We start from the raw sequence: 19,984 nt of genomic DNA on the forward strand, positions 1-19,984 counted from the left end.
GCGCTGCAGAACGCCGCCTCCATCGCGGCGCTCTTCCTGACCACCGAGGCCGTCATCGCGGAGAAGCCCGAGAAGACCCCTGCTGCTCCGGCCGGTATGCCCGGCGGCGGCGACATGGACTTCTGACCCTTCCGACCACCCGCGCGGCGCGGAGGCCCGGCCTCTACGCGCCCGCGGAAAGGCTTGGCATGCGCACCACCACCCATCGATCTTGAGGACGGCGACGTGACCCTCCCGACCACGATCCTCGGCCGCACCGGCCTGCGCGTGAGCCGCCTCGGCTACGGAGCCATGGAACTGCGCGGCCCCGGCGCCTGGGGCCCGCAGGTGACCGACGACGCCGCCCGTACCGTGCTGAACGAGGCCCTCGACTCCGGGGTCGACCTCATCGACACCTCACCCGACTACGGCGACGCCGAGGAGCACATCGGCCGCTGGATCGCGCATCGCCGCGACGAGTTCGTCCTGGCGAGCAAGTGCGGTTGCCCGCCTCCGGGCGGCGACCCGGCGCACGTCTACACGAGGGCGAACGTCCGCGCGGGGGTCGAGCGGAGCCTGCGCCGGATGCGCACCGACCATCTCGACATCCTGATGGTGCACCTCAGCCCGAGCGTCGCCGTGATGGAGGCCGAGGACACCGTCGCCGAGATGCGGGCGCTCCAGGACGAGGGCAAGATCCGCTTCACCGGCATGTCGGGGGAGTTGCCCCACCTTCCCGACCACATCGCGACGGGGGCGTTCGACGTGTTCCTGCTGCCGTACTCGGCACTCGACCGTTCCCATGAGCGGCTGGTCGGGGCCGCCGCGGCGACAGGGGCCGGGACGGTGGCCCGCGGCTCGGTGGCCCGCTCGCTCGCGCCGCCGCCCGCGGCCGTGCCCGAGCCGGTGCGCCGGCCGTTGGCCGAGCGTCACGCCCGGCTCGCCGCCGCCCGCCTGGACGAAGTGGCGGACGGCGCACCGGTGACCGAGATCCTGCTCCGGTTCATCCTCGGGCATCCGGACCTGCACTCGGTGATCGTCGGCTCGGCCCGCCCGGAACACCTGCGGGCCAACATCACCGCCGCCCGCAAGGGCCCCCTCCCCCCGGACGTGCACGCCGCCGTACTCGACCGCCTCGGCCCGGCGTAGGGGGCGTTCGGACGGTGACGAGCCGGCCGCCTGCCTGCCGGCTCCTCACCCGGGCATGTCCCGGCCGGGGCGGCGAGGTCAGCCGCGCTTGGCGGACGGCCAGCCGTGGCCCCAGCCGCCCTGGACCATGGTCTGGAACGCCCAGCCTTCCTCGGTGCGCACCAGCAGGTCGGCGTAGTGCATGTGGTGCTCCTGACCCTTGATCGTCATCGTCGCCTCGGTCTCCACGACGACCAGGTTGGGGCTGAGGAAGCGCGGGGTGCGCGTCGAGCGCAGGCCGAGCCCGGCGGTGCCGCCCCCCATCGACTCCTTCATCGCCTCGACGTACTCGTCCCGGGTCCATTGGCGGACGCTGGCGTGGCCGTCCGGCACGTCGGTGGCCACGTTCATGGGGAAGACCGCCAGGTCGGCCAACTTCTCGATCTCGCCCTGCTCGGCGCGTGCGTCGTAGTCGGCGAACCAGTTCTCGACGCTCTTCAGTTCCTCGGCGCTCGGCTGGTGCATGCTGCCCCTCCACTCGTAACGTACGACGTACCGTACACCATACGGGATCGTGGTGCGCACGTCACCCCATCGGCAGTTCGTCAAGGATGCCTGGGTGCCGGGCCGAATCGGATCGGCCCGGCACCTTCACACTGCTGTTCCGCCTAGCCCTGGGGCTCTTCCGCCGGGCAGCGGTTGCCCTTGACGGGTACGGTCGGCGAGATCAGGTAGTTGTCCATGGCGACCGTGGTGCACTCGGTCATGCCATAGACGCCGTGGCCCCAGCCCTCGTAGGTGAGCAGGGTGGCCTTGGAGCCGAGCTGCCGGGCCACGTTGGCCGACCACTCGTACGGCGTCTCCGGGTCGTGCCTGGTGTTGGCCACCAGCAGCTGCGTGGTGCCCCGGTACCGCAGCGGGTGCTGGGGGTTGTTGACCGGGTGGCCCTGGCAGATCGGCATGTCGCCCATCGGCATCGGGTTGTACCGCATGTCCGGGGCGACCGCGTTGGAGGCGCGCATCACCTCGGCGTACTGGTCGTAGCCCCGCAGGGACAGGTTCCAGTCCTGGCACAGGATCGCTGTGGGCAGCTCGGCGTACTGGCCGTTCACGGGCCAGTTGCCGGGAGGGCCGGGCATGTCGTCCGGCACCGGGCCGCCGTCCAGCGCGCGCAGCACCGCGGCCTCCTGCCGCCAGGAGGGCGCCTCGTTGAGCACGACGCCCAGCCACATCAGGTTGTGCGCGCTCACCGGACGGCCGTCGCCCGGCCACAGCAGCTCGCCCCGGTCCGCCTTCTCCAGCAGGCCCTTCCACAGCGCCCGGATGTCGCGACCGTTCAGGACGCACTCGCTGTCGCGTTCGCACCAGGCGATGAACTCCTGGAAGCTGTCCTGGACGGCGGCCGCCTCGGTGACCTGGAACGCCTTGACGTCCAGGCTGTGGTCCATGTTGCTGTCCAGCACCATGGCGCGGATGCGGCCGGGGAACAGCTCGGCGTACATCTGCTGGGCGAGCGTGCCGTAGGAGACGCCGTAGGAGGTCAGCTTGTCGTCGCCGAGCGCGGCACGGATGGCGTCCATGTCGCGGGCCACGTTGGCCGAGTCGAGGCGGTCGTACAGCGGGCCGGTGAGCTTGCGGCAGTCGGCGCGAAGCCTCGCGTCGTAGGCGACCCACTTGAGGTAGTCGGCCTGGCTGGTCATGACCGGGTTCGGCATCTGGTTGTACACCGAGGCCGAGCAGGTCACCGAGCCGCTGCGGGCGACGCCGCGGGGGTCGTAGCCGACGATGTCGAACCGTCGCTGGATCTCCTGGCTGAAGCCGGAGGGGCGAAGGATGTCGTTCACGCCGGAGTTGCCGGGCCCGCCGGGGTTGCTCAGCAGGGAACCGATCCGGGCGGCCGGGTCGGTGGCCTTGCGGCGGGCCAGGGCCAGGTCGACGGTGGGGCCGTCGGGCCTGGACCAGTCGATGGGCACGGCCAGCGTGCCGCACTCGACGGTTGGTTCCTCCTCGCACGGCCCCCAGGTGATGCCGCGCTTGCCGACGGCATCCGTGACGTCCTGCCCGGTCACCACCGCGCCGGCCGTCCCCGCCATCGGGACGGTTAACAGCGTCGTCACCATCATGAGGGCGGTGGCGAGCAGGGGAGTTCTTCTCAGCACATTGCTCCTATCGTCGATCGGCACGTTGATCGGCAGGGCTGCTCGCACGGCACACGATCGGGTCCTGGGCTCGCCGTACCGGACGGCCGCGCGGGGACAGGATCAGACCCCCGTCGAAGGTCCCCGGACCGTGAAGCACCCCTTCACGCCTCAGCGGCCCATGGCGGGGCCGCCGTCGCGCCTTTCCTTGATCATCAGTACGGAATCTAACAGGCGAAGGCCGCGCCGGTGGACATTACGCCAGAACTTGGACAAATGTGAGCGCCGCCATAGTGGCCGGGCTCCGGGCGAACCCCGTACGCCCTGCCTTTCCCGTCGGCCTCGACGGCCGTGGCCAGACGCGTTTTCGACGCCGTCGAGCCGCCCGCGATCACACGCCGAGGTGGACGTAGGGTGCCCAGAACAGCGGGCTGCCGAAACGGGGTGTCCCGCGCAGCCGGGTGACGGCCCGGTGCAGCGCCATCGCGGGATCGGCCGCGCCCGCGGCGAGGACGGCGTACACGTCCGCGGCCACCTCGGCGGCCGAGGCGTCGTACATCGACCAGAGGGTGCCGATCACGTTGCGGTAGCCGGCGAGCTGGAACGCCGCCGCCAGGTGGATGGCCTCGTCGGTGAGCGCGGTGTCGCCCTGAGCGGTCTCGCAGGCCGACAGGAAGGCGAGGTCGCCGCCGTCCACGCCGACGCCGGTCAGGTCGAGCACGGTCAGGTCGGCGTCGTGCAGCACGAGGCGGCTGGCGGACGGTTCGGCGTCGTCCTGGTCGCCGTGGCAGGCGAAGTGGACCCACGGGTAGGCCGGGATGGCGTCCAGGACGGCGCGGCGGGTGGCGGCCGGACCCTCGAACACGACGGCCCGCGGTCCCAGGGCGTCGCGGACGGCACGCACCTCCGCGGGGACCTGCGGCAGGTCCGCGTACCCCCCGCCGGGGCGCGCGGTCGCGGCCAGCGCGGCCACCAGCACCGGCGCGGACGGCGGCGCCGCCGGTGTGGACCTGGCCCGCAGCAGGGCCTGGAGGGTGGGCGTGTAGGAGGACACGACGTGGTCGCCCACCCAGGGCCCGCCGTCACGGTGGCGTCCGGCGGCGTGCAGCGGCAGGGCCGCCAGCGGGCCGGTCGGGCACCACCACAGCCTGGGCGGGTCGCCGCCCGGGGCCGCGAGCAGGCCGAGCTCGTGGAGCACCGGGCGGGTGACGGCCTCCCACAGCCATTCGAGGGTGGCCAGCACGGTCTGGTTCGCGGAGATGCGCGCCGCCCTGCCGCCGTGCGCCGCGCCGAGCGTGCGGCGCAACCCCTCGGCCCGCCCGGCGGCCTCCTGGTGGCTCAGCCGCGGCAGCGGCAGCACGCGCAGCCCGCCGGAGGTGAGGAGCAACGCGTCGCAGCGCCGCCGGTCCACGTTGACCATGACGACCGGCCCGCGGTCGGCCGCCGCGCTCAGGGCCGCGAAGTCGGGGGGCCGCAGGAACGACGCGAAACCGGGCAACTGCCTGATCTGATCGCACAGCTCGGCGAAACGGGCCGTGGCCTCGCGCCGCAGGTCGGCCTCGGCCCGCCGGGCGGGACGTCCGGCCGAGCCCAGCTCGTCCGGCTGGAGCGGCTCGCCGGCCGGCGGCCTGTCCAGGACGGCGCTCACCTCGTCGAACTCGGCGGCCGGCCCGGGATGGCGGGCACGCAGCTCGCTGCGGTCGCTCCTGGTTTGCAGGAGCTGGGCCCACAACACGCTGCGGCCCTGTTCGAGCAGCTGGACGGCGGACCTCGGCGAGTCGGCCACCAGCGCGGCGGCGGCCGCCTCCGTGGCGAGCCCGGTCGCCTGCCTGAGCTGGTTCTCCTGGGAGCCGCGGTCGAGGCCGCGCCAGGCCGCGAGCGGCAGCAGCTCCTGCACGCACACCCGGTACTGCTCCAGCGCCTCGGCCGGGCGGTCGTGGTGCAGGTTGTAGCCGGCGTAGATGCGGGTGTTCGCCAGGCGGGACAGGACGTCGCCCGAGGTGACGCCGGCCGAGAGCCTGAGCGCGGCCATGGCGCGGTCGCGGTCGCGACGGCGGTGGCGGCGTTCGTACCTGATGTTCACGGCCAGGCCGAGCTGGGCGGCGCGGGCGGCCAGGAGGGGGTCGTCGGGTGCGGTGGCGGCCACGGACAGCTCAAGGTGGCGGATCGCGGCGCGCAGGTCGCGCATCCGGTCCGTACGCCAGAAGCGCAGCAGGCTGCCGTGGCCCACCACGTGCTGCTGGCTGGCCCACGACGGGTCGTCCTCGGGCGTGGCGGCGAGCCCCACGCGCCCCAGGCGGACGATCTCCTCCAGGTCGCCGGGGTTGTCGTCGTCGTAGCGGCTGACGTACAGCAGCGACAGGCCCTTCGTGAGGACCGGCCGGTAGGAGTGGCCCGGCGGGAGCGCCTCCAGGGCCTCGCGGCCGGCCTCGATCGCGGCGTCGAGGTCGTCGGGCCGTCCGCGCGCGTCGGCGCGGCGGCGCAGCACGCCCGCCTTGTGGTAGAGCATCGGCGCCCGATGCCGGTGGTCGCCGGTGGGAGCGGCCAGGGCCTGCTCGATCGTCTCGACCGCCTCGTCGAGGTCCTCCAGGTCGCCGCGGTGGTCGGCGCGCTTCCACAGGCCGCCGCTGAGCGCGTGGAGCGCGGGCCCTCGCAGCGGGGAGTGCGGCGGCAGCGCGCCCAGCGCGGAGCGGGCGACGTCGACGCACCGGTCGAGGTCGCCGACGTCGCCGCTCATCGTGTAGCGCTGCGACAGCGCGACGGCGAGCTGCACCTGGCAGGCCGGCCGTTGCGGATGGCCTTCGGGGAGGTCGGCGAGCGCCGCGGTGACGGTCGTGACGGCGGCCTCGACGTCGGCCCGCCCGCCGGTGCGCTGGCCGCGCAGCCGCAGCGCCTCGGCCAGGCCGAGCACGGCGTTCACCCGCACGGCTCCGCGCACCGGCAGCCGCAGCGTCTCCTGCCCCGCCGCGATCGCCTCGTCCAGGGCGGCCGGGGACCCGGTCCACTCGGCGTGCGCCGCCAGCGCGTGCGACAGCCCGCTCAGGACGAAGGCCCGGTTCGGGTGGCCGTCCGGCAACTCCGGCAGGGCGCGCCGGAAGGCGGTGATCGCCTCGCCGACCGCGCGGGTGTCGCCGGTCAGCCGGAAGCGCTGGGACAGGGCCTGGCCGAGCGCGAAGTACGCGGTGAAGCGCTGCTCGCCGGGCAGGGCCGCGCGCCCGGCCCGGCGGGCCAGGTCGAGGGCGGCATCGACGCCGGCACCGACGCCGCCCGACTGCGCGGCGCGCTCCTGCAGGACCAGGCTGAGCTCCGACTCGAACAGGGCGCGGTGGGGGTGGTTCGCGGGCATGGTGGCGAGCGCCGCCCGGTAGGCGTCGGCGGCCGTGTCCAGGTGGGCCGGGTCGCCGTCCCGCCGGTGGAGGCGGGTGAAGGCCATGCCGCGGACGTGCTCGACGAGCCTGCGGTCGGAGTGGCCGGGCGGGATGAGCCGGCCGGCGTCGGCGACGTGCGCCAGGGCCTCGTCGAGGACGGCCGGTTCGCCGGTCACGTCGTGGAGGGCGCACCGGGTGAGGGCGAGCTGCACGTGCACGTGGCCGGTGATCGGGCCGTCGTTTCCGAGCTGGTCGGTGAGGATGTCGGTGGCGCGGTCGAGGTCGTCGCGGTCGCCGCGGACCGCGTAACGGGCGTACAGGGCTCCGGTGAGGGTGAAGCGCAGCGGGAGGAGCCGGTCCTCGTCGTGGCCGGGCGCGGCCAGGACCCGGTCGGCCTGGGCGATGGCCGCGTCCAGCTCCTCCCGGCCCGCGGCGATGGCCCGCATCACCCTGGCCTCGGTCCGGCTCACCTCGTCCCGCAGGTCCTCGCCCGTCGGCAGGTCGGCCTGGTCGCCGGTGACCGAGAAACGGGCGGTGGCCGCCGAGTGCAGCTCCTCGCGCAGCTCCTGGTCGCCCGGCCGGTCCTGGAGGAGGGCGCGGACGCGGGCGATGAGCTCGTCGACGTCCTCCAGCCGCGGCCCCCGGGCGATGCGGTTCCACAGCAGGTTGCGGAGAACCCGGTCGGCGAGCCCCTCGATCGCCGACAGGCCCGGCCGCGGGTCGCCGAGCGTCCGGAGCAGGACGCTGATCGCGTCGTCCCGGTGGCCGGGCAGCTTGGTACGGCTGAACCGGGCGTACAGCATCAGACCGTGTTGGAGCAGGACGATACGGCGGCCGGGCAGATCCTCGGGCAGCGTGCCGGCCAGGGCGGGCAGGCCGGTGAGCAGCGTGTCGAGGTCCTCGGGGCGTTCCAGCAGGGCGTACCGGTTGCCGATGACCGTCAACCGCCCGATCTCGTACCCCCAGCGCTGCGGGCCGGTCGCCGGGAGCTGCGCGAGCGCGTTGTCCATCGTCTCCACCGCCGCCTCGGCGAGCGCGGGGTCGTCGGCCTCCGTCGCCCGCCCGCTCATCGCCAGGGACAGCCTGCTCAGATCGGCCGCCCGGTCCAGGTCGGTGTCGCCGTCCGGGCGGCCCAGGGTGACGGCCCGGCGGCACAGCTCCAGCGCCTCGGCCAGGTCCCCGGGCCCTCCTCCGCCCATCAGACGGCGTCTGGCGACGGCCAGCCCCAGCTTCGACAGCGCCACGGCCGAGCCGGGTTCGAGCTCCACCGCCTGGCGGTACCAGGCGATCGCGGCGTCCACGTCAGCCGGGGCGCCGGTGACGTCCCAGGTCGCGACCAGCGCGTCGGCCGCGACGACCAGCTCCTTGAGGCGTTCCCGGGGGACCGCGGAGGGGTTCTCCAGCGCCGCCCCGCACACGGCGACGGCCCGGTCCAGGTCCTCCCGCGCGCCGGTGCGGGAGTGGCGCATGAGCAGCGCCCTGGCGTACGCCGCGCCGCCTTCACCGGCGTACAGATCGACGGCCCGGTCGAGGGCATCGCGGTCGTCCTCGCGCTCGTAGCGGGCCAGCAGCTCGGCCGCGTCGGAGTCCATGTCCTCCCAGAGCGGGCGGGGCCGTCAAGGGATACCGGGGACGCCCGTCGTCGTGGACGATGTGGGGCATGACCGAGGACGAGGCGCGGGCGTTCCTGTGCGCCGAACTTCCCTCCCTGCGCCAGGAGGCCGCCGCCGGCGGCTGGACGGCGGCCCTGGCCGATGCGCTGACCGTGCTCGACGAGGGCGGCACCGCCCTCGACGTGCTGGCCCTGCTCGATCCCGCCCCGGCGGACGACGCCGACGAGGAGGTGCGCGGTGACCTCCAGCCGTACCTGCTGTTCGGCGCCGCCGGGCCCGAGCTGCACGGCGTGTACGTCTGCCCCGACGGCTGGTGCGGCCGCCGGGCCGGCCGCGACGCCAGGAACCGGCCCCCCGTCTGCGACCTGCGCCGCCGGCCCATGCGCTTCACGGAGTCGTGACCGCCGTGCTCGACGGGCTGCTCACCGAGGTGGGCAAGAAGGCCACCGAACGCTGGCTGTCCCCGGCCTGGCCGCTCGGCCTGTGCTTCGCGGCGGCCTCCTGGTGCGCGATCACCCTCGGCCACGCCCACGCGCTGGACCTGGGCCTGCTCGTCCGCCGCACCCGCGACGGCCTGACCCGGATCGGCGTCGACCCGGTGGCGCTGGTGACCGTGGGCGTGCTCGCCGTGGCGGCCGCCGTCGCGGCCGCGGGGCTGGCCCGGCTCGCGGTCGGGGCGGTGGAGCGGTTGTGGCTGCTGGAACGGCGCGGGCGCAGGCTCACCTGGCCGGGGCGGCGGCTCGCGCTGCTGGAGGAGCGGGTGCGGGCGGAGTACCACGGACTGCGGGTGTCCCTGGTGTGGCCCCGGTTGTGGGCGCTGCTGGAGGACCACCAGCGGGTGCCCGTACGGGAGGCCCGCGCGGCACTCGACACCGCCGCGCTCACCGCCGGTTGGGGGCTGCTGTACGCGCTCCTGGGCTGCCTGTGGTGGCCGGGGGCGGTGGTGGCGGCCGGCCTGCTGACCGCCGGCCGGTCGGCGGCGCGACGCCACGCCCACGCGTACGCGACCCTGGTGGAGAGCCTGGTGGACGTCCGCCAGCGCGAACTGGCCACGGCGCTGGGCGTGGAGCTGCCGCACGGCGTGATCACGGAGGTGGAGGCCGGCCAGATCAACGCCCGGCTGAACAAGGGCGGCCCCGACCTCCCGGCCCGCCGCCGCCCGGGGCGTGCCACTACTTGATCGCGGCCAGGTCCAGGACGTACATCTCGTTCTTGATCGGGTAGGTCATCAGCCGGTCGAGGCCGCCGTCGGGGTAGGCCATGCCTCCTTGCGCGTCCGGCCGCACGCCGAGGTCGGCGGAGGTGCCGGTGTCGGCGTCGTACAGCGTCAGGACGGACTGGTTCCCCGGTGCCATCAGGTCGACCTTGAAGAAGCGCTCCAGGGGCGCGTCGTCGCCCTGCTGGAAGTTGCGCGGCAGCTCACGCTCGTGGGAGCCGTCCCGGTCGCGGACGAACCTGCGCAGGATCGTCTGCACCCGCGTCGTGTCCGGGCACCGGCGAGCACCGCACCTGATCTCCTTGCCGGAGCGGTCGCGGGGGCGTTCGACCTTGACGGTCTCGTAGCGCACGGCCACGCCCGCGCACCGCTCGACGCCGCACCTGACCTCCTCGTCGGCCTTGACGACGGCGTCGCGCCGCTCACCGGTCTCGACGTTGAGCAGGTCGCGGAAGACCGCCTTCCCCCGGTGGCGGCCCACCCACGGCCATCGCAGGACGTGGTACCCCTCGGTGCCCTCCACCCGCTGTGGCGAGCCCCCGCTCAGGGGCACCCGGTAGACCCCGCCCTTCTCGTAGGCGAAGACCACGTCCGAGCCCGTCACCGCCAGCCCGTTGATGTGCCCCTGCTTCATGACGTCTCCGAGAGGGACGTCGGTCACCGGCCGGGGCCGGCCGCCGGTGGCGGGGACCGTCCAGATCCGGGCGACCCGCGGGCCGCCCGCCTCCTTGTAGGACGCCCACCAGACGATGTCGCCGCCACCCGCGGCGACGCCGTCGGCGAAGATCGCCGATCCCTTCGTCGGGGGGATCTCGGCGATCCGCCTGGCCCGGCCGGTGCCCAGGTCGAAGGCCCACAGGAACTGACGCCTCCCGTCGCTGACGCCCGTCATGACCAGCAGCGTCCGATCGTCGAGGAGCAACTGCGGGTAGTACGCGCGCCCGTCGGGCAATCTGACCGGGATCTTGTGCACCGCCTGCGGCCACACCTTCTCGACGGGCGGCGGAATCCGGTCCGCGGGCCGGCTGGCCGTGCCGGTCGCGCCGACCGCGCCGACTGCGGGCGCCGGCTCGGCCGACGCGCCCATGGCGCTCACCGCCACGCCCACCCCGCCCGCCACCAGGACCACGGCCGCGGCCGCGTGCATGGCGGCGGATCGCGCCCTCCGTCGGCGATGGCGCGTCTTGACCGTCGCGAGCAGCCCGGCCGGCGCCTGCGGGGCACGCTGCGCCGCCCCGGACAGGACGCGGTTCAGCTTGTCTTCCAGATCGGTCATCGCATGCTCCTGTGGGACGCCGGCGCGGGGGAGAGGGCGGAACGCAGCTTGTCCAGGCCGCGGAAGGCCTGGCTGCGCACGGTTCCGGGGGAGATGCCGAGCACTTTGGCGATCTCGCTGTCGGCGAGCTGTTCGTAGTAGCGCAACACCAGCACGGCGCGCTGTCTGCGGGGCAGCCCGGCCAGCTCTTCCCAGAGGCCCTGGTCCTCGTCGGGAGGGAGGAGATCGTGGTGCCCCCGCTCCGGCGGCTCTCCGATGAGCTGCTCACGCCTGTGCCGCCGCCAGACGCTGATGTGCAGCCGCGCCATCGTGGTCCGGACGTAGCTGTGCGGGCTGTCCTTGCGTCTCACCCTCGGCCAGGCGCCGCACAGCCGTACCAGAGCCTCCTGGACCAGGTCGGCCGCGTCATGAGGGTTTCCGGTCAGGACGTACCCGTAGCGGAGCAGCGCGTCCGTCTGCTCCGCCACGAAGTCGTCGAAGCCGGGTTCGTCATCCACGTGCAGTCCCTTCGGTAGTCACATCCCAGACGGCCGAAGGGATCAAGATGTTGCATCGCCGGGCGGGAGTTTTCCTCGGGGTCCCGGAGGCGTCGACGGAGGGCGCGGGAAAGCCCCCCGGACATGCCGATGACGCACGCGCCCCCGGTCCGACCCTCAGGGCCGGGGGCGCGTGCGTCTCACGGGATCAGGCGTAGAGGAAGTAGTACAGGTACCGGTCCTCCCACTGGCATGAATAGTCGTCCCACCATTCCTGGGTGACGCCGTAGGTTCCGGTCCGCTCGCACTCCGCGTGCTCCCTGAAGACGCCGGCCAGTCTGTCGGCGTGCGCCGGGGCGGCCCCGATCGTCAGCGTCACTCCAAGGGCCATGACGGCTGAGACGAGAACAGCGCGTGCCTTTCGCATTCGTCCTCCTGCGGCTGGGGAGATCATGACGCAGGACATTATCACCCACCGCGCCGGAGGGATTGTCCCGACGGAATCGGCCGAGGGCGGCCATGAAACTTTCATCGGCGTTGCCATGGAACGACGCACAGAGTTGGGGCTGCTGTCAATTGCGGCGCCGGACGGCCGTGAAAGGCCTCGTCGGTGCGTATCGGACCGCCTGGGCGCGGCATGGATGCTCTGGGGCCGTCTCCGCGCCTTACGCCCCTAAAGTACGATTTATGCCGCTTTTTCGTTTGAAGGGAAACGAAACCAAGAAAACTTTGACCATCGTCGCGGACGTGTCATATCGTCTCCCCGCCCATATCGATGTGAGCCGCGACACTTGAGCACGACGTTGTTCTCGCAGGCACCACCGTCGGCGTGCTGATCACGGCTGCCCCGGACGAGACGCGCACGGCCACCGGGAAGCGGCGACCATCCGACCAACCGGAGTCGCACCATGCAAGCTCGCATCCGCACGGCCTGGCTCGTCGGCCTGATGATGACCGTGCTGGCCGCCGTCGGTGTGCCGGCGGCCTTCGCGCCGCCGGCTCAAGCCGCGCAGACGATCACCAACATCGCGTACGCGCCCGCACAACCGGCCGGCAGCAAGGGGCACCTTCTGGACCTCTACCTGCCGTCCGCCGGCCTCACCCCCCGGCCGCTGCTGATCTGGCACACCGGCTCGGCGTGGAGCAGCGACGACGGCAAGGCCGGCGCGGACGCCATCGCGGCGATCTACAACCCGCTGGGCTTCGCCGTGGCCGGCGTCAGCGTCCGGTCCAGCTCCCAAGGGATCTTCCCGGCCCAGGTCCACGACATCAAGGCGGCCATCCGCTGGCTGCGCGCGAACGCCGCCACGTACCAGCTCGACCCCAACCGCTTCGCGATCATGGGCGACTCCTCGGGCGGCTGGCTGACGGAGATGGCCACCCTGTCCGGCGGCGTGTCGGCGCTTGAGGGCACCGTCGGCACGACCGGCGTCTCCAGCGCGGTGCAGGTGGGGGTCGCGTTCTTCAGCCCGACCAACTTCCTGCAGATGAACTCCCAGAACCTGCCGACCGGCGGGCTCGACCACGACTCGCCCGCCTCCCCGGAGTCCCTCCTGGTCGGCTGCCCGATCCAGACCTGCCCGGCCACCGTGGCCCAGGCCAATCCGATGACGTACGTCGACAGCAACGACCCGCCGTTGATGTTCATGCACGGCCAGGCCGACTTCCTGGTGCCGCACGGGCAGAGCGTGCTGCTCTACAACAGGATCAAGGCCCAGTGCGGTGACGCCACGTTCATCTCGGTGCCCGGCGCGGACCACATGGTCCCCCAGATCATGGACCCCGCTCATTTCGGCTCGCAGACCGTCTCCACCACCAAGAACTGCACCGAGACCGTCGGCACCGGCACGCTGAACCCCACCTGGGCCAACTTCGCGACCTTCCTGCGCGGCGGGCTCAAGATGGGCACCTCCTGCGAGGTCACCTACCTCACCGAGGTCTGGAACGGCGCCTTCAACGGCACCGTGGTCGTCAAGAACACCGGCACGACCCCCATCAGCGGCTGGACCCTGAACTGGACCTGGGCGGGCAACCAGCAGATCACGTACGCCTGGAACTCCACGACGACCCAGACCGGCACGCAGGTGACCGCCCGCGACGACGGCAGCAACACCTACATCGGCCCCGGCTCCAGTCAGAGCCTCGGCTTCTCGGCGACCGTCACCGGGACGAACGCCATTCCCGCCCAGTTCAAACTCAACGACATCCCCTGCACGCGGGTGCCCTGAGACGACGCGCGCCGGGGCGGAGCCGATTGACGACGGCCCGGCGCGCCCTCTCCTGAGGGCGCGGATTCCGGAATTGCATTCGAGAATCCATGGAGTGAAGCGGAAATGCGCATTTCCTGAATGCGCCACGTTCCGTCGATCCGCGGTCACGGAAGGTCGCGGACCAAGTCATTGCTTTATCCGACGGGCCGCCCCTATCCTTACCCCGGACGGCCCGCCGGCCCATTTCAGTTGTTTTCCTATCCGGCCGTGGCCGTGTGATTCCCGGAGCCGAATTGAATCGGATAAGCCGCCTTCCCCTGCTGGAGGCCGTTGTCCGGGATTCGTCGATGAGTAAGGGGACGTGTGCGTACATCCAACATGTTTGTCAGGAGCTTAGGCGTTTATGTGCCTGACAGCGTGAGCGTCGAGCAGGCGGTTCGCGAGGGCTGGTACCCGGCCGCGGAGGCCGAGGAATTCCGGCAGATCGGCGCGGCGGTGGCCGGGGACATGCCGGCGCCGGAGATGGCGCGGCTCGCGGTCCTGGACGCGTACGACCGCTGGGGCGAGTCGTCCCCGCGCGATCTGGACCTGCTGCTCTACCCGTCGGTCTGGCACCAGGGACCGAACGGCTGGCAGCCTCAGCACTACCTGCAGATGCACCTGCTCGGCGGAGGCGTGCCGGCGCACGAGATCCGGAGCGGCTGCGTAGGGATGATCAGCTCGCTCGAACTGGCGGCGAGCTACCTCCAGGCCGACGCGGGCCGGGACACGGCCGTGGTCGTCTCCTCCGACAATCACGGCACACCGCTGGTGGACCGCTGGCGGATGACCCCCGGGGCGCTGATCGGCGACGCCGCGGCGGCGATGGTGCTCGGCAAGGACTACGGCATGGCCGAGCTCCTGTCGGTGAACGTGACGGTGATCCCGGAGGCCGACGCGGTCAACGACGGCGCCTACCCCCTGTTCCCCCCGGACGCCACCGTCGGCATCGGGCTGAGCTTCGGCGACCGGCACGAGGAGTTCCGCCAGCGGCTGCTCAAGGCGCAGGGGACCGGGATCCACCTGACGATCCAGAAGACGATGATGCAGCAGGTCGAGCAGACCCTGGAGGAGGCCGGGATCGGGCTCTCCGACATCACGAAGGTGGCCTTCCCGCACGGCCGCCGCGAGGACCTGGACGGGCAGATGTCCTGGCTGGGCATCGATGAGGACCAGACGACCTGGGACTACGGGCGGCGCGTCGGCCACTGCGGCGCGGTGGACCAGTTCATCGCCTTCGAGCACCTGCTCGCGACCGGCGGGCTCGTCGCCGGCGACCACCTGCTCATGGTCGGGTTCGGCTCCGGGACGTCGGTCGCCGCGGCCGCGTTCAGGATCCTGTCCACCTCTCCCGTCACGCGAGGAGCGCGCGCATGAGCGACATCACGCAGAGGCTGGTCGACTTCATTCAGGAGCACCTCGTCCTGGACGGCGACGACGTCAAGGTCGACGAGACGACCCCGCTCCTCGTGTCCGGTCTCCTGGACTCCCTGCGCACGGCGCGCCTGCTGAACTTCCTCCGCAAGGACCTCGGCGTCACGATCAGCGCGGCCAGGCTCGACCCCGAGAACTTCAGGGACGTCGCGACCATCGTGACGATGGTCAGAGAACTCCGATCCGCATAACCGGGACGAGGACGAAGTCATGCGGTACGCGGACACGTACATCAGCGGCGTGGGAGCCTACCTTCCCCGGACCGCCGTCAGCGTCGAGAAGGCCGTCGCCAAGGGCTGGTACCCGGCCGAAGAGGCCGAGCTGCACAACCTGGCGGGGACGGTGGTGGCCGGGGACGTGCCGGCGCCGGAGATGGCCCTGCACGCGGCGCGCAGCGCGATCAAGCGCAGCGGCCGGGCCCCCGCCGACCTGGACCTCCTGCTGTACGCCTCGACCTGGCACCAGGGACCGGACGGCTGGCCCCCGCACTCCTACCTGCAACGTCACCTCGTCGGCGGGGACGTCCTGGCCACCGAGATCCGGCAGGGCTGCAACGGCATGTTCATCGCCCTGGAGCTCGCGGCCGGCCACCTGGACGCCGCCCCCGGCCGGCAGGCGGCCCTGCTGGTCGCCGCCGACAACTACGGCACTCCGCTGATGGACCGGTGGCGGATGGGCCCCGGATACATCGGCGGGGACGCCGGCAGCGCGCTCGTGCTCTCCAAGGACGGCGGCTTCGCGCGCCTGAAGTCGGTGTGCACGACGACGGTGGCCGAGGCCGAGGAACTGCACCGGGGCAGCGAGCCCCTGTTCCCCCCGGGGGTCACGGTCGGGCGCCGGATGAGCTTCGCGGCCCGCAACGAGCAGTTCCGGCAGCAGGTCATGCCCAAGGGCGAGGCCACCGCCGCGCTGTTCAACATCCAGCGGGCGCTCATGGAGATCGTCGAGCGCGTGCTGGACGAGAGCGGGATCGAGGCCCGCGACCTCACCCGCGTGGCGTTCATGAACTACTCCGAGGAGATCGTCGAACAGCGGTGCATGGCCCTGCTCGACCTGCCCATGTCCCGCTCGACCTGGCACTACGGCCGCACCATCGGCCACTGCGGGGCCAGCGACCAGGTCCTCTCCCTCGACCACCTGCTCACGACCGGGCAGCTGGGCCCGGGCGACCACCTGCTGATGCTCGGCACCGGGCCGGGAGTGACCGTCTCCGGCGCCGTGATCAACATCATCGACACTCCCCAGTGGATCTGACATCGAAGGGAAACGAACACAGATGGTCGACACTCCGCGCGGAGCCCGGGTGGAACCAGTCGCGGTGGTCGGGATCGGATGCCGTCTTCCCGGCGACGTCCACTCGCCGGACGAGTTCTGGGACCTGCTCTGCGCCGGACGGAACACGACCCGGCCGCTGCCCGCCGAACGCTGGCGCCGCTACGAGACCCGCAGCCCCGAACACGCCGCCGCGCTGCGCGACGCCGTACGGCACGGCAGCTTCCTGAGCGACATCGAGGGCTTCGACGCGGAGTTCTTCGGCCTGTCGCCCCGCGAGGCCGAGCTGATGGACCCGCAGCAGCGCATCCTGATGGAGACCGCGTGGGAGGCCCTTGAGCATGCAGGCCTGCCGCCGCACGAGCTGGCCGGGACCGACGCCGGGGTGTTCGTCGGCGTCTGCACGGCCGACTACGGCGGCCGGCTGCTGGAGGACCTGCCCCAGATCGAGGCGTGGACCGGGATCGGCGCCGCCACCTGCGCCGTCGCCAACCGCATCTCCTACTCCCTCGACCTGCGCGGCCCCAGCATGGCGATCGACACCGCCTGCTCGGCGTCGCTGGTCGCGCTGCACCTGGCCGCGCAGAGCCTGCGGCTCGGGGAGAGTGACGTCGCCCTGGCCGGCGGCGTCAACCTGCTGGTCACCCCCGGCCAGACCCTCACGCTCGGCACCGCCGGAGCGCTGGCCCCCGACGGGCGGTCCAAGTCGTTCGACGCCTCGGCCGACGGCTACGGCCGCGGCGAGGGCTGCGGCGTGGTCGTGCTCAAGCGGCTGTCGGACGCGCAGCGCGACGGTGACCGGATCCTCGCGCTCGTCGCCGGCAGCGCCGTGAACCAGGACGGGCACACCAACGGCATCATGGCGCCGTGCGGGGAGGCCCAGGAACACGTGATGGCCCGGGCCTGCAAGCAGGCGGGTGTCGCGCCGTCCACCGTCGACTACGTCGAGGCGCACGGCACCGGTACCCGGCTGGGCGACCCGCTGGAGGCGGGCGCGCTCTCCGCGGTGTACGGCGCCGGGCGGCCGCCCGGCGACCCGTGTCTCATCGGCTCGGTCAAGTCCAACATCGGCCATCTCGAAGGCGCCGCCGGCATCGCCGGCGTCATCAAGGCGGTGCTCGCCCTCCACCGCGGCGAGATCCCGCCGAGCGTGCTGGACACCCTGAACCCGGCCGTCGCGTGGGAAACCTCGGGCCTGCGCGTGGTGACCGAACGATCGGCCTGGCCGGAGCGTGACCACCCCCGCCGGGCGGGCGTCTCCAGCTTCGGGTACGGCGGCACGGTCGCGCACATCCTGCTTGAGCAGGCCCCGCCCGCTCCCAAGGCCGAGGGTGCGCCCGCCCGGTCGGAGCGGCTGTTCCCGCTGTCGGCCGCCTCGGAGCAGGCTCTGCGGCAGTACGCGGGCAGGCTCGCCGACCACCTCGGCGACGGGCCCGACCTGGCGTCGGCCGGGCACACGCTGGCGCTCCGGCGCACCCACCTGGCCCGTCGCGCCGTCGTGATCGGGACGGACCAGGACGAACTGGCGGCCCACCTGCGCCGGCTCGCCGACGACGCGCCGGCCGAGGCGGTCCTCACCGGGGACGTGCTGCCCGACCTCGGCCCCGGGCCGGTCTGGGTCTTCTCCGGGCAGGGCTGCCAGTGGCGCGGGATGGGACGGGAACTGCTGGCCGTGCCGGAGTTCGCGTCCGTCGTGGACGAGGTGGAGCCGATCTTCGCCGCGGAGATCGGCTTCTCGCCCCGGCAGGTCCTGGCCGACGGCGACCTCGACACGATCGACCGCGTGCAGACCATGATCTTCGTGATGCAGCTGGGCCTGGCCAGGCTCTGGAACGCGTACGGGGTCGCGCCCAAGGCCGTCATCGGCCACTCCGTGGGCGAGATCGCGGCGGCGGTGACGGCCGGCGCGATGAGCGTCGCCGACGGCGCCCGCCTGATCTGCCGTCGCTCCCGGCTGCTGCGGCAGGCCGAGGGCAAGGGCGCCATGGTGATGGTCGACCTGTCCTTCGAGGAGGCGGCCGAGCGGCTGGCCGGCCGGGCCGACCTGGTGGCCGCGATCTCGTCGGCGCCCGGCTCCACCGTGCTGTCCGGCGACGTCGCCGCGGTCGAGGAGGTGGTGAACGAGTGGCCGGCCGAGGGCATCGTGGTGCGTCGGGTGGCCTCGGACGTCGCCTTCCACAGCCCGCACATGGACCCGCTGGCCGTCGAACTGGCCGCCGCCACCGCCGACCTGTCGTTCGGCGCGCCCCGCATCCCCATGTACACGACCGCGCTGGCCGACCCCCGGGCGACACCCGTCCTGGACGGCGCGTACTGGGCGGCGAACCTCAGGGAGCCCGTCCGGCTGACCGCCGCGACGACGGCCGCCGCCCAGGACGGCCACCGCGTCTTCCTGGAGATCTCCCCGCACCCCGTGGTCGCGCACTCCGTCACCGAGACGCTCTCGGAGAACGGCTTCGAGGACGTGTACGTCGGCATCTCGCTGCGCCGGAACCAGCCGGAGCAGACGGCCTTCCTCGTCGCGGTGGGCACGGCGCACTGTCACGGCGTCGAGGTGGACTGGCACCGGCTGCAACCGGACGGCGGCCTGGCCGACCTGCCGCCGTACGCCTGGCAGCACCGCCGCCACTGGCGCGAGGCCTCCGGCGACGACGACAACCGAGGGCACGACGTGCACTCCCACACCCTGCTCGGCGCCGGGACCGGCCTCGCGGGCAGCCGGACCCGCGTGTGGCGGACCAGCCTGGAGGACGCCAACCGGCCCTACCCGGGCAGCCACACCCTCAACGGCGTCGAGATCGTGCCCGCCGCCGTGCTGGTCAACACGTTCCTGCACGCGGTCGAGGACGAGGACGTCACGCTCACCGACGTGGAGATGACGCATCCGCTGATGACCGCGGAACGCCGGCAGATCCAGGTCGTGCACGAACCCCCGGCGGTACGGCTCGCGGCCCGCACGCCGGCCGACCCCGACGAGCCCGAACCGGCCTGGCTGGTGCACGTCACCGCGGACGTGGCCGCCCCCGGCCAGGTCAAGCCCGACGTACTGCCGGACGCCGGCGCGCTCGCCCCGATCGACCCCGGGTTCGTACAGCAGCGGCTGGCCGCCGTCGGCGTGCCCTCGACGGGCTTCGACTGGACGATCGGGACGCTGCTGGCCGCGCACGGCGCGCTGCGGGCCACGGTCCACACCGGCGAGACGGAGAGCTGGGCCGCCGCGCTGGACGCCGCGATGTCCGTGGCGCCCTGCGTGTTCCCCGGCGATCCGGTGCTGCGCATGGTCGTGCACATCGACGAGGTGGTGCTGACCGGCCCGCCGCCCTCGACGGTGGTCATCGACGCGGAGATGGACCCGGCCGCCGAGGACACCGTCCGGGCGCTGCTGGCCGACGTGGACGGCCGGGTGGTGGGGCACCTCAGGGGGCTGCGCTACCCGGTGATCGACGCGCCCGTCCCGGCCGAGGAGGATCTCCGGGGGGCCGGGGAGTCGTTCGCCGGCCTGGCGCCGGAGGTCCTGCGCGACCGCGTCCTGCCCGAGGTCCGCGCGGAGATCGCGGCCGTGATGCGGCTGTCCGCCGAGGACCTGGCGATCCGTCGTCCCCTGGTCGAGCAGGGGCTGGACTCGGTGATGACCGTCATGGTCCGGCGGCGTCTGGAGAAGCGCTTCGGCTGCCGTCTCCCCGCGACGCTGCTGTGGCAGCAGCCCACCATCTCCGCGATCGCGGAGCACCTGGTGACGCTTCTCGCGACCCTCGAACCGGCTCCGGCGACGGAGCCCGTACCCGAGAGCCTGCCGGTGGTCGGAGGCTGAACCGGTGGGCCGGGCGGCCCTCGG

At 72.8% G+C, this 19,984-nt stretch carries 14 protein-coding genes; 8 read left to right on the plus strand and 6 right to left on the minus strand.

All coding sequences use genetic code 11. The features are described 5' to 3' along the window. The first annotated feature begins 225 nt into the window (after nt 1-225). Nucleotides 226-1,128: an aldo/keto reductase gene (locus tag ACWCSU_RS45595; protein WP_449942615.1), complete on the plus strand. Its 903-nt coding sequence runs from the start codon at nt 226-228 to the stop codon at nt 1,126-1,128. 78 nt (nt 1,129-1,206) lie between these two features. On the opposite strand, the gene ACWCSU_RS45600 is transcribed toward ACWCSU_RS45595, so the two are convergent. The 3 genes from ACWCSU_RS45600 to ACWCSU_RS45610 all read right to left on the minus strand — a co-directional run bounded on the left by ACWCSU_RS45600 (nt 1,207) and on the right by ACWCSU_RS45610 (nt 8,205). Then, nucleotides 1,207-1,632: a nuclear transport factor 2 family protein gene (locus tag ACWCSU_RS45600; RefSeq protein WP_449942616.1), complete on the minus strand. Its 426-nt coding sequence runs from the start codon at nt 1,630-1,632 to the stop codon at nt 1,207-1,209. 143 nt (nt 1,633-1,775) lie between these two features. Next, nucleotides 1,776-3,266 carry an alpha/beta fold hydrolase gene (locus ACWCSU_RS45605; protein WP_449942617.1) on the minus strand — a complete coding sequence of 497 codons (1,491 nt, stop codon included), beginning with the start codon at nt 3,264-3,266 and terminating at the stop codon, nt 1,776-1,778. Between the two features lie 370 nt (nt 3,267-3,636). Then, complete coding sequence (locus ACWCSU_RS45610; RefSeq protein WP_449942618.1) at nt 3,637-8,205, minus strand: CHAT domain-containing protein; 4,569 nt, start codon at nt 8,203-8,205, stop codon at nt 3,637-3,639. A 68-nt stretch (nt 8,206-8,273) separates the two neighbouring features. On the opposite strand from ACWCSU_RS45610, the gene ACWCSU_RS45615 reads away from it, so the two are divergent. Both ACWCSU_RS45615 and ACWCSU_RS45620 read left to right on the plus strand, forming a co-directional pair. Next, nucleotides 8,274-8,627, plus strand: a complete 354-nt coding sequence (locus ACWCSU_RS45615; protein ID WP_357697167.1) for a hypothetical protein — start codon at nt 8,274-8,276, stop codon at nt 8,625-8,627. Further along, nucleotides 8,624-9,406, plus strand: a complete 783-nt coding sequence (locus tag ACWCSU_RS45620; protein WP_357697168.1) for a hypothetical protein — start codon at nt 8,624-8,626, stop codon at nt 9,404-9,406. Before ACWCSU_RS45615 ends, ACWCSU_RS45620 begins: the two co-directional genes overlap by 4 nt. On the opposite strand, the gene ACWCSU_RS45625 is transcribed toward ACWCSU_RS45620, so the two are convergent. From ACWCSU_RS45625 to ACWCSU_RS45635, 3 genes are all read right to left on the minus strand, one after another. Further along, nucleotides 9,399-10,718 (minus strand): TolB family protein, encoded by a 1,320-nt coding sequence (locus ACWCSU_RS45625; RefSeq protein ID WP_449942619.1) that lies wholly within the window; start codon nt 10,716-10,718, stop codon nt 9,399-9,401. The two genes, ACWCSU_RS45620 and ACWCSU_RS45625, sit on opposite strands and share 8 nt — an antisense overlap. Then, entirely contained in the window at nt 10,715-11,215 is a 501-nt protein-coding gene (locus ACWCSU_RS45630; protein ID WP_357697172.1) for a SigE family RNA polymerase sigma factor, read from the minus strand. Before ACWCSU_RS45630 ends, ACWCSU_RS45625 begins: the two co-directional genes overlap by 4 nt. A gap of 187 nt (nt 11,216-11,402) precedes the next feature. Next, nucleotides 11,403-11,621 carry a hypothetical protein gene (locus ACWCSU_RS45635; RefSeq protein WP_357697174.1) on the minus strand — a complete coding sequence of 73 codons (219 nt, stop codon included), beginning with the start codon at nt 11,619-11,621 and terminating at the stop codon, nt 11,403-11,405. A gap of 481 nt (nt 11,622-12,102) precedes the next feature. Here ACWCSU_RS45635 and ACWCSU_RS45640 point away from each other — a divergent pair, with 481 nt between their 5' ends. From ACWCSU_RS45640 to ACWCSU_RS45660, 5 genes are all read left to right on the plus strand, one after another. Continuing rightward, nucleotides 12,103-13,422: a cellulose binding domain-containing protein gene (locus tag ACWCSU_RS45640; RefSeq protein WP_357697176.1), complete on the plus strand. Its 1,320-nt coding sequence runs from the start codon at nt 12,103-12,105 to the stop codon at nt 13,420-13,422. 387 nt (nt 13,423-13,809) lie between these two features. Beyond that, nucleotides 13,810-14,820 (plus strand): ketoacyl-ACP synthase III family protein, encoded by a 1,011-nt coding sequence (locus ACWCSU_RS45645; RefSeq protein ID WP_449942620.1) that lies wholly within the window; start codon nt 13,810-13,812, stop codon nt 14,818-14,820. After that, the gene (locus ACWCSU_RS45650; RefSeq protein WP_357697180.1) at nt 14,817-15,068 is read left to right on the plus strand and encodes an acyl carrier protein; all 252 of its coding nucleotides are present in this window, start codon (nt 14,817-14,819) and stop codon (nt 15,066-15,068) included. Before ACWCSU_RS45645 ends, ACWCSU_RS45650 begins: the two co-directional genes overlap by 4 nt. A gap of 19 nt (nt 15,069-15,087) precedes the next feature. Next, nucleotides 15,088-16,131, plus strand: a complete 1,044-nt coding sequence (locus tag ACWCSU_RS45655; RefSeq protein WP_357697182.1) for a ketoacyl-ACP synthase III family protein — start codon at nt 15,088-15,090, stop codon at nt 16,129-16,131. 49 nt (nt 16,132-16,180) lie between these two features. Continuing rightward, nucleotides 16,181-19,960: a type I polyketide synthase gene (locus ACWCSU_RS45660; RefSeq protein WP_449942621.1), complete on the plus strand. Its 3,780-nt coding sequence runs from the start codon at nt 16,181-16,183 to the stop codon at nt 19,958-19,960. Nucleotides 19,961-19,984: the final 24 nt, after the last annotated feature.

The organism is Nonomuraea sp. NPDC001699, assembly GCF_053596455.1.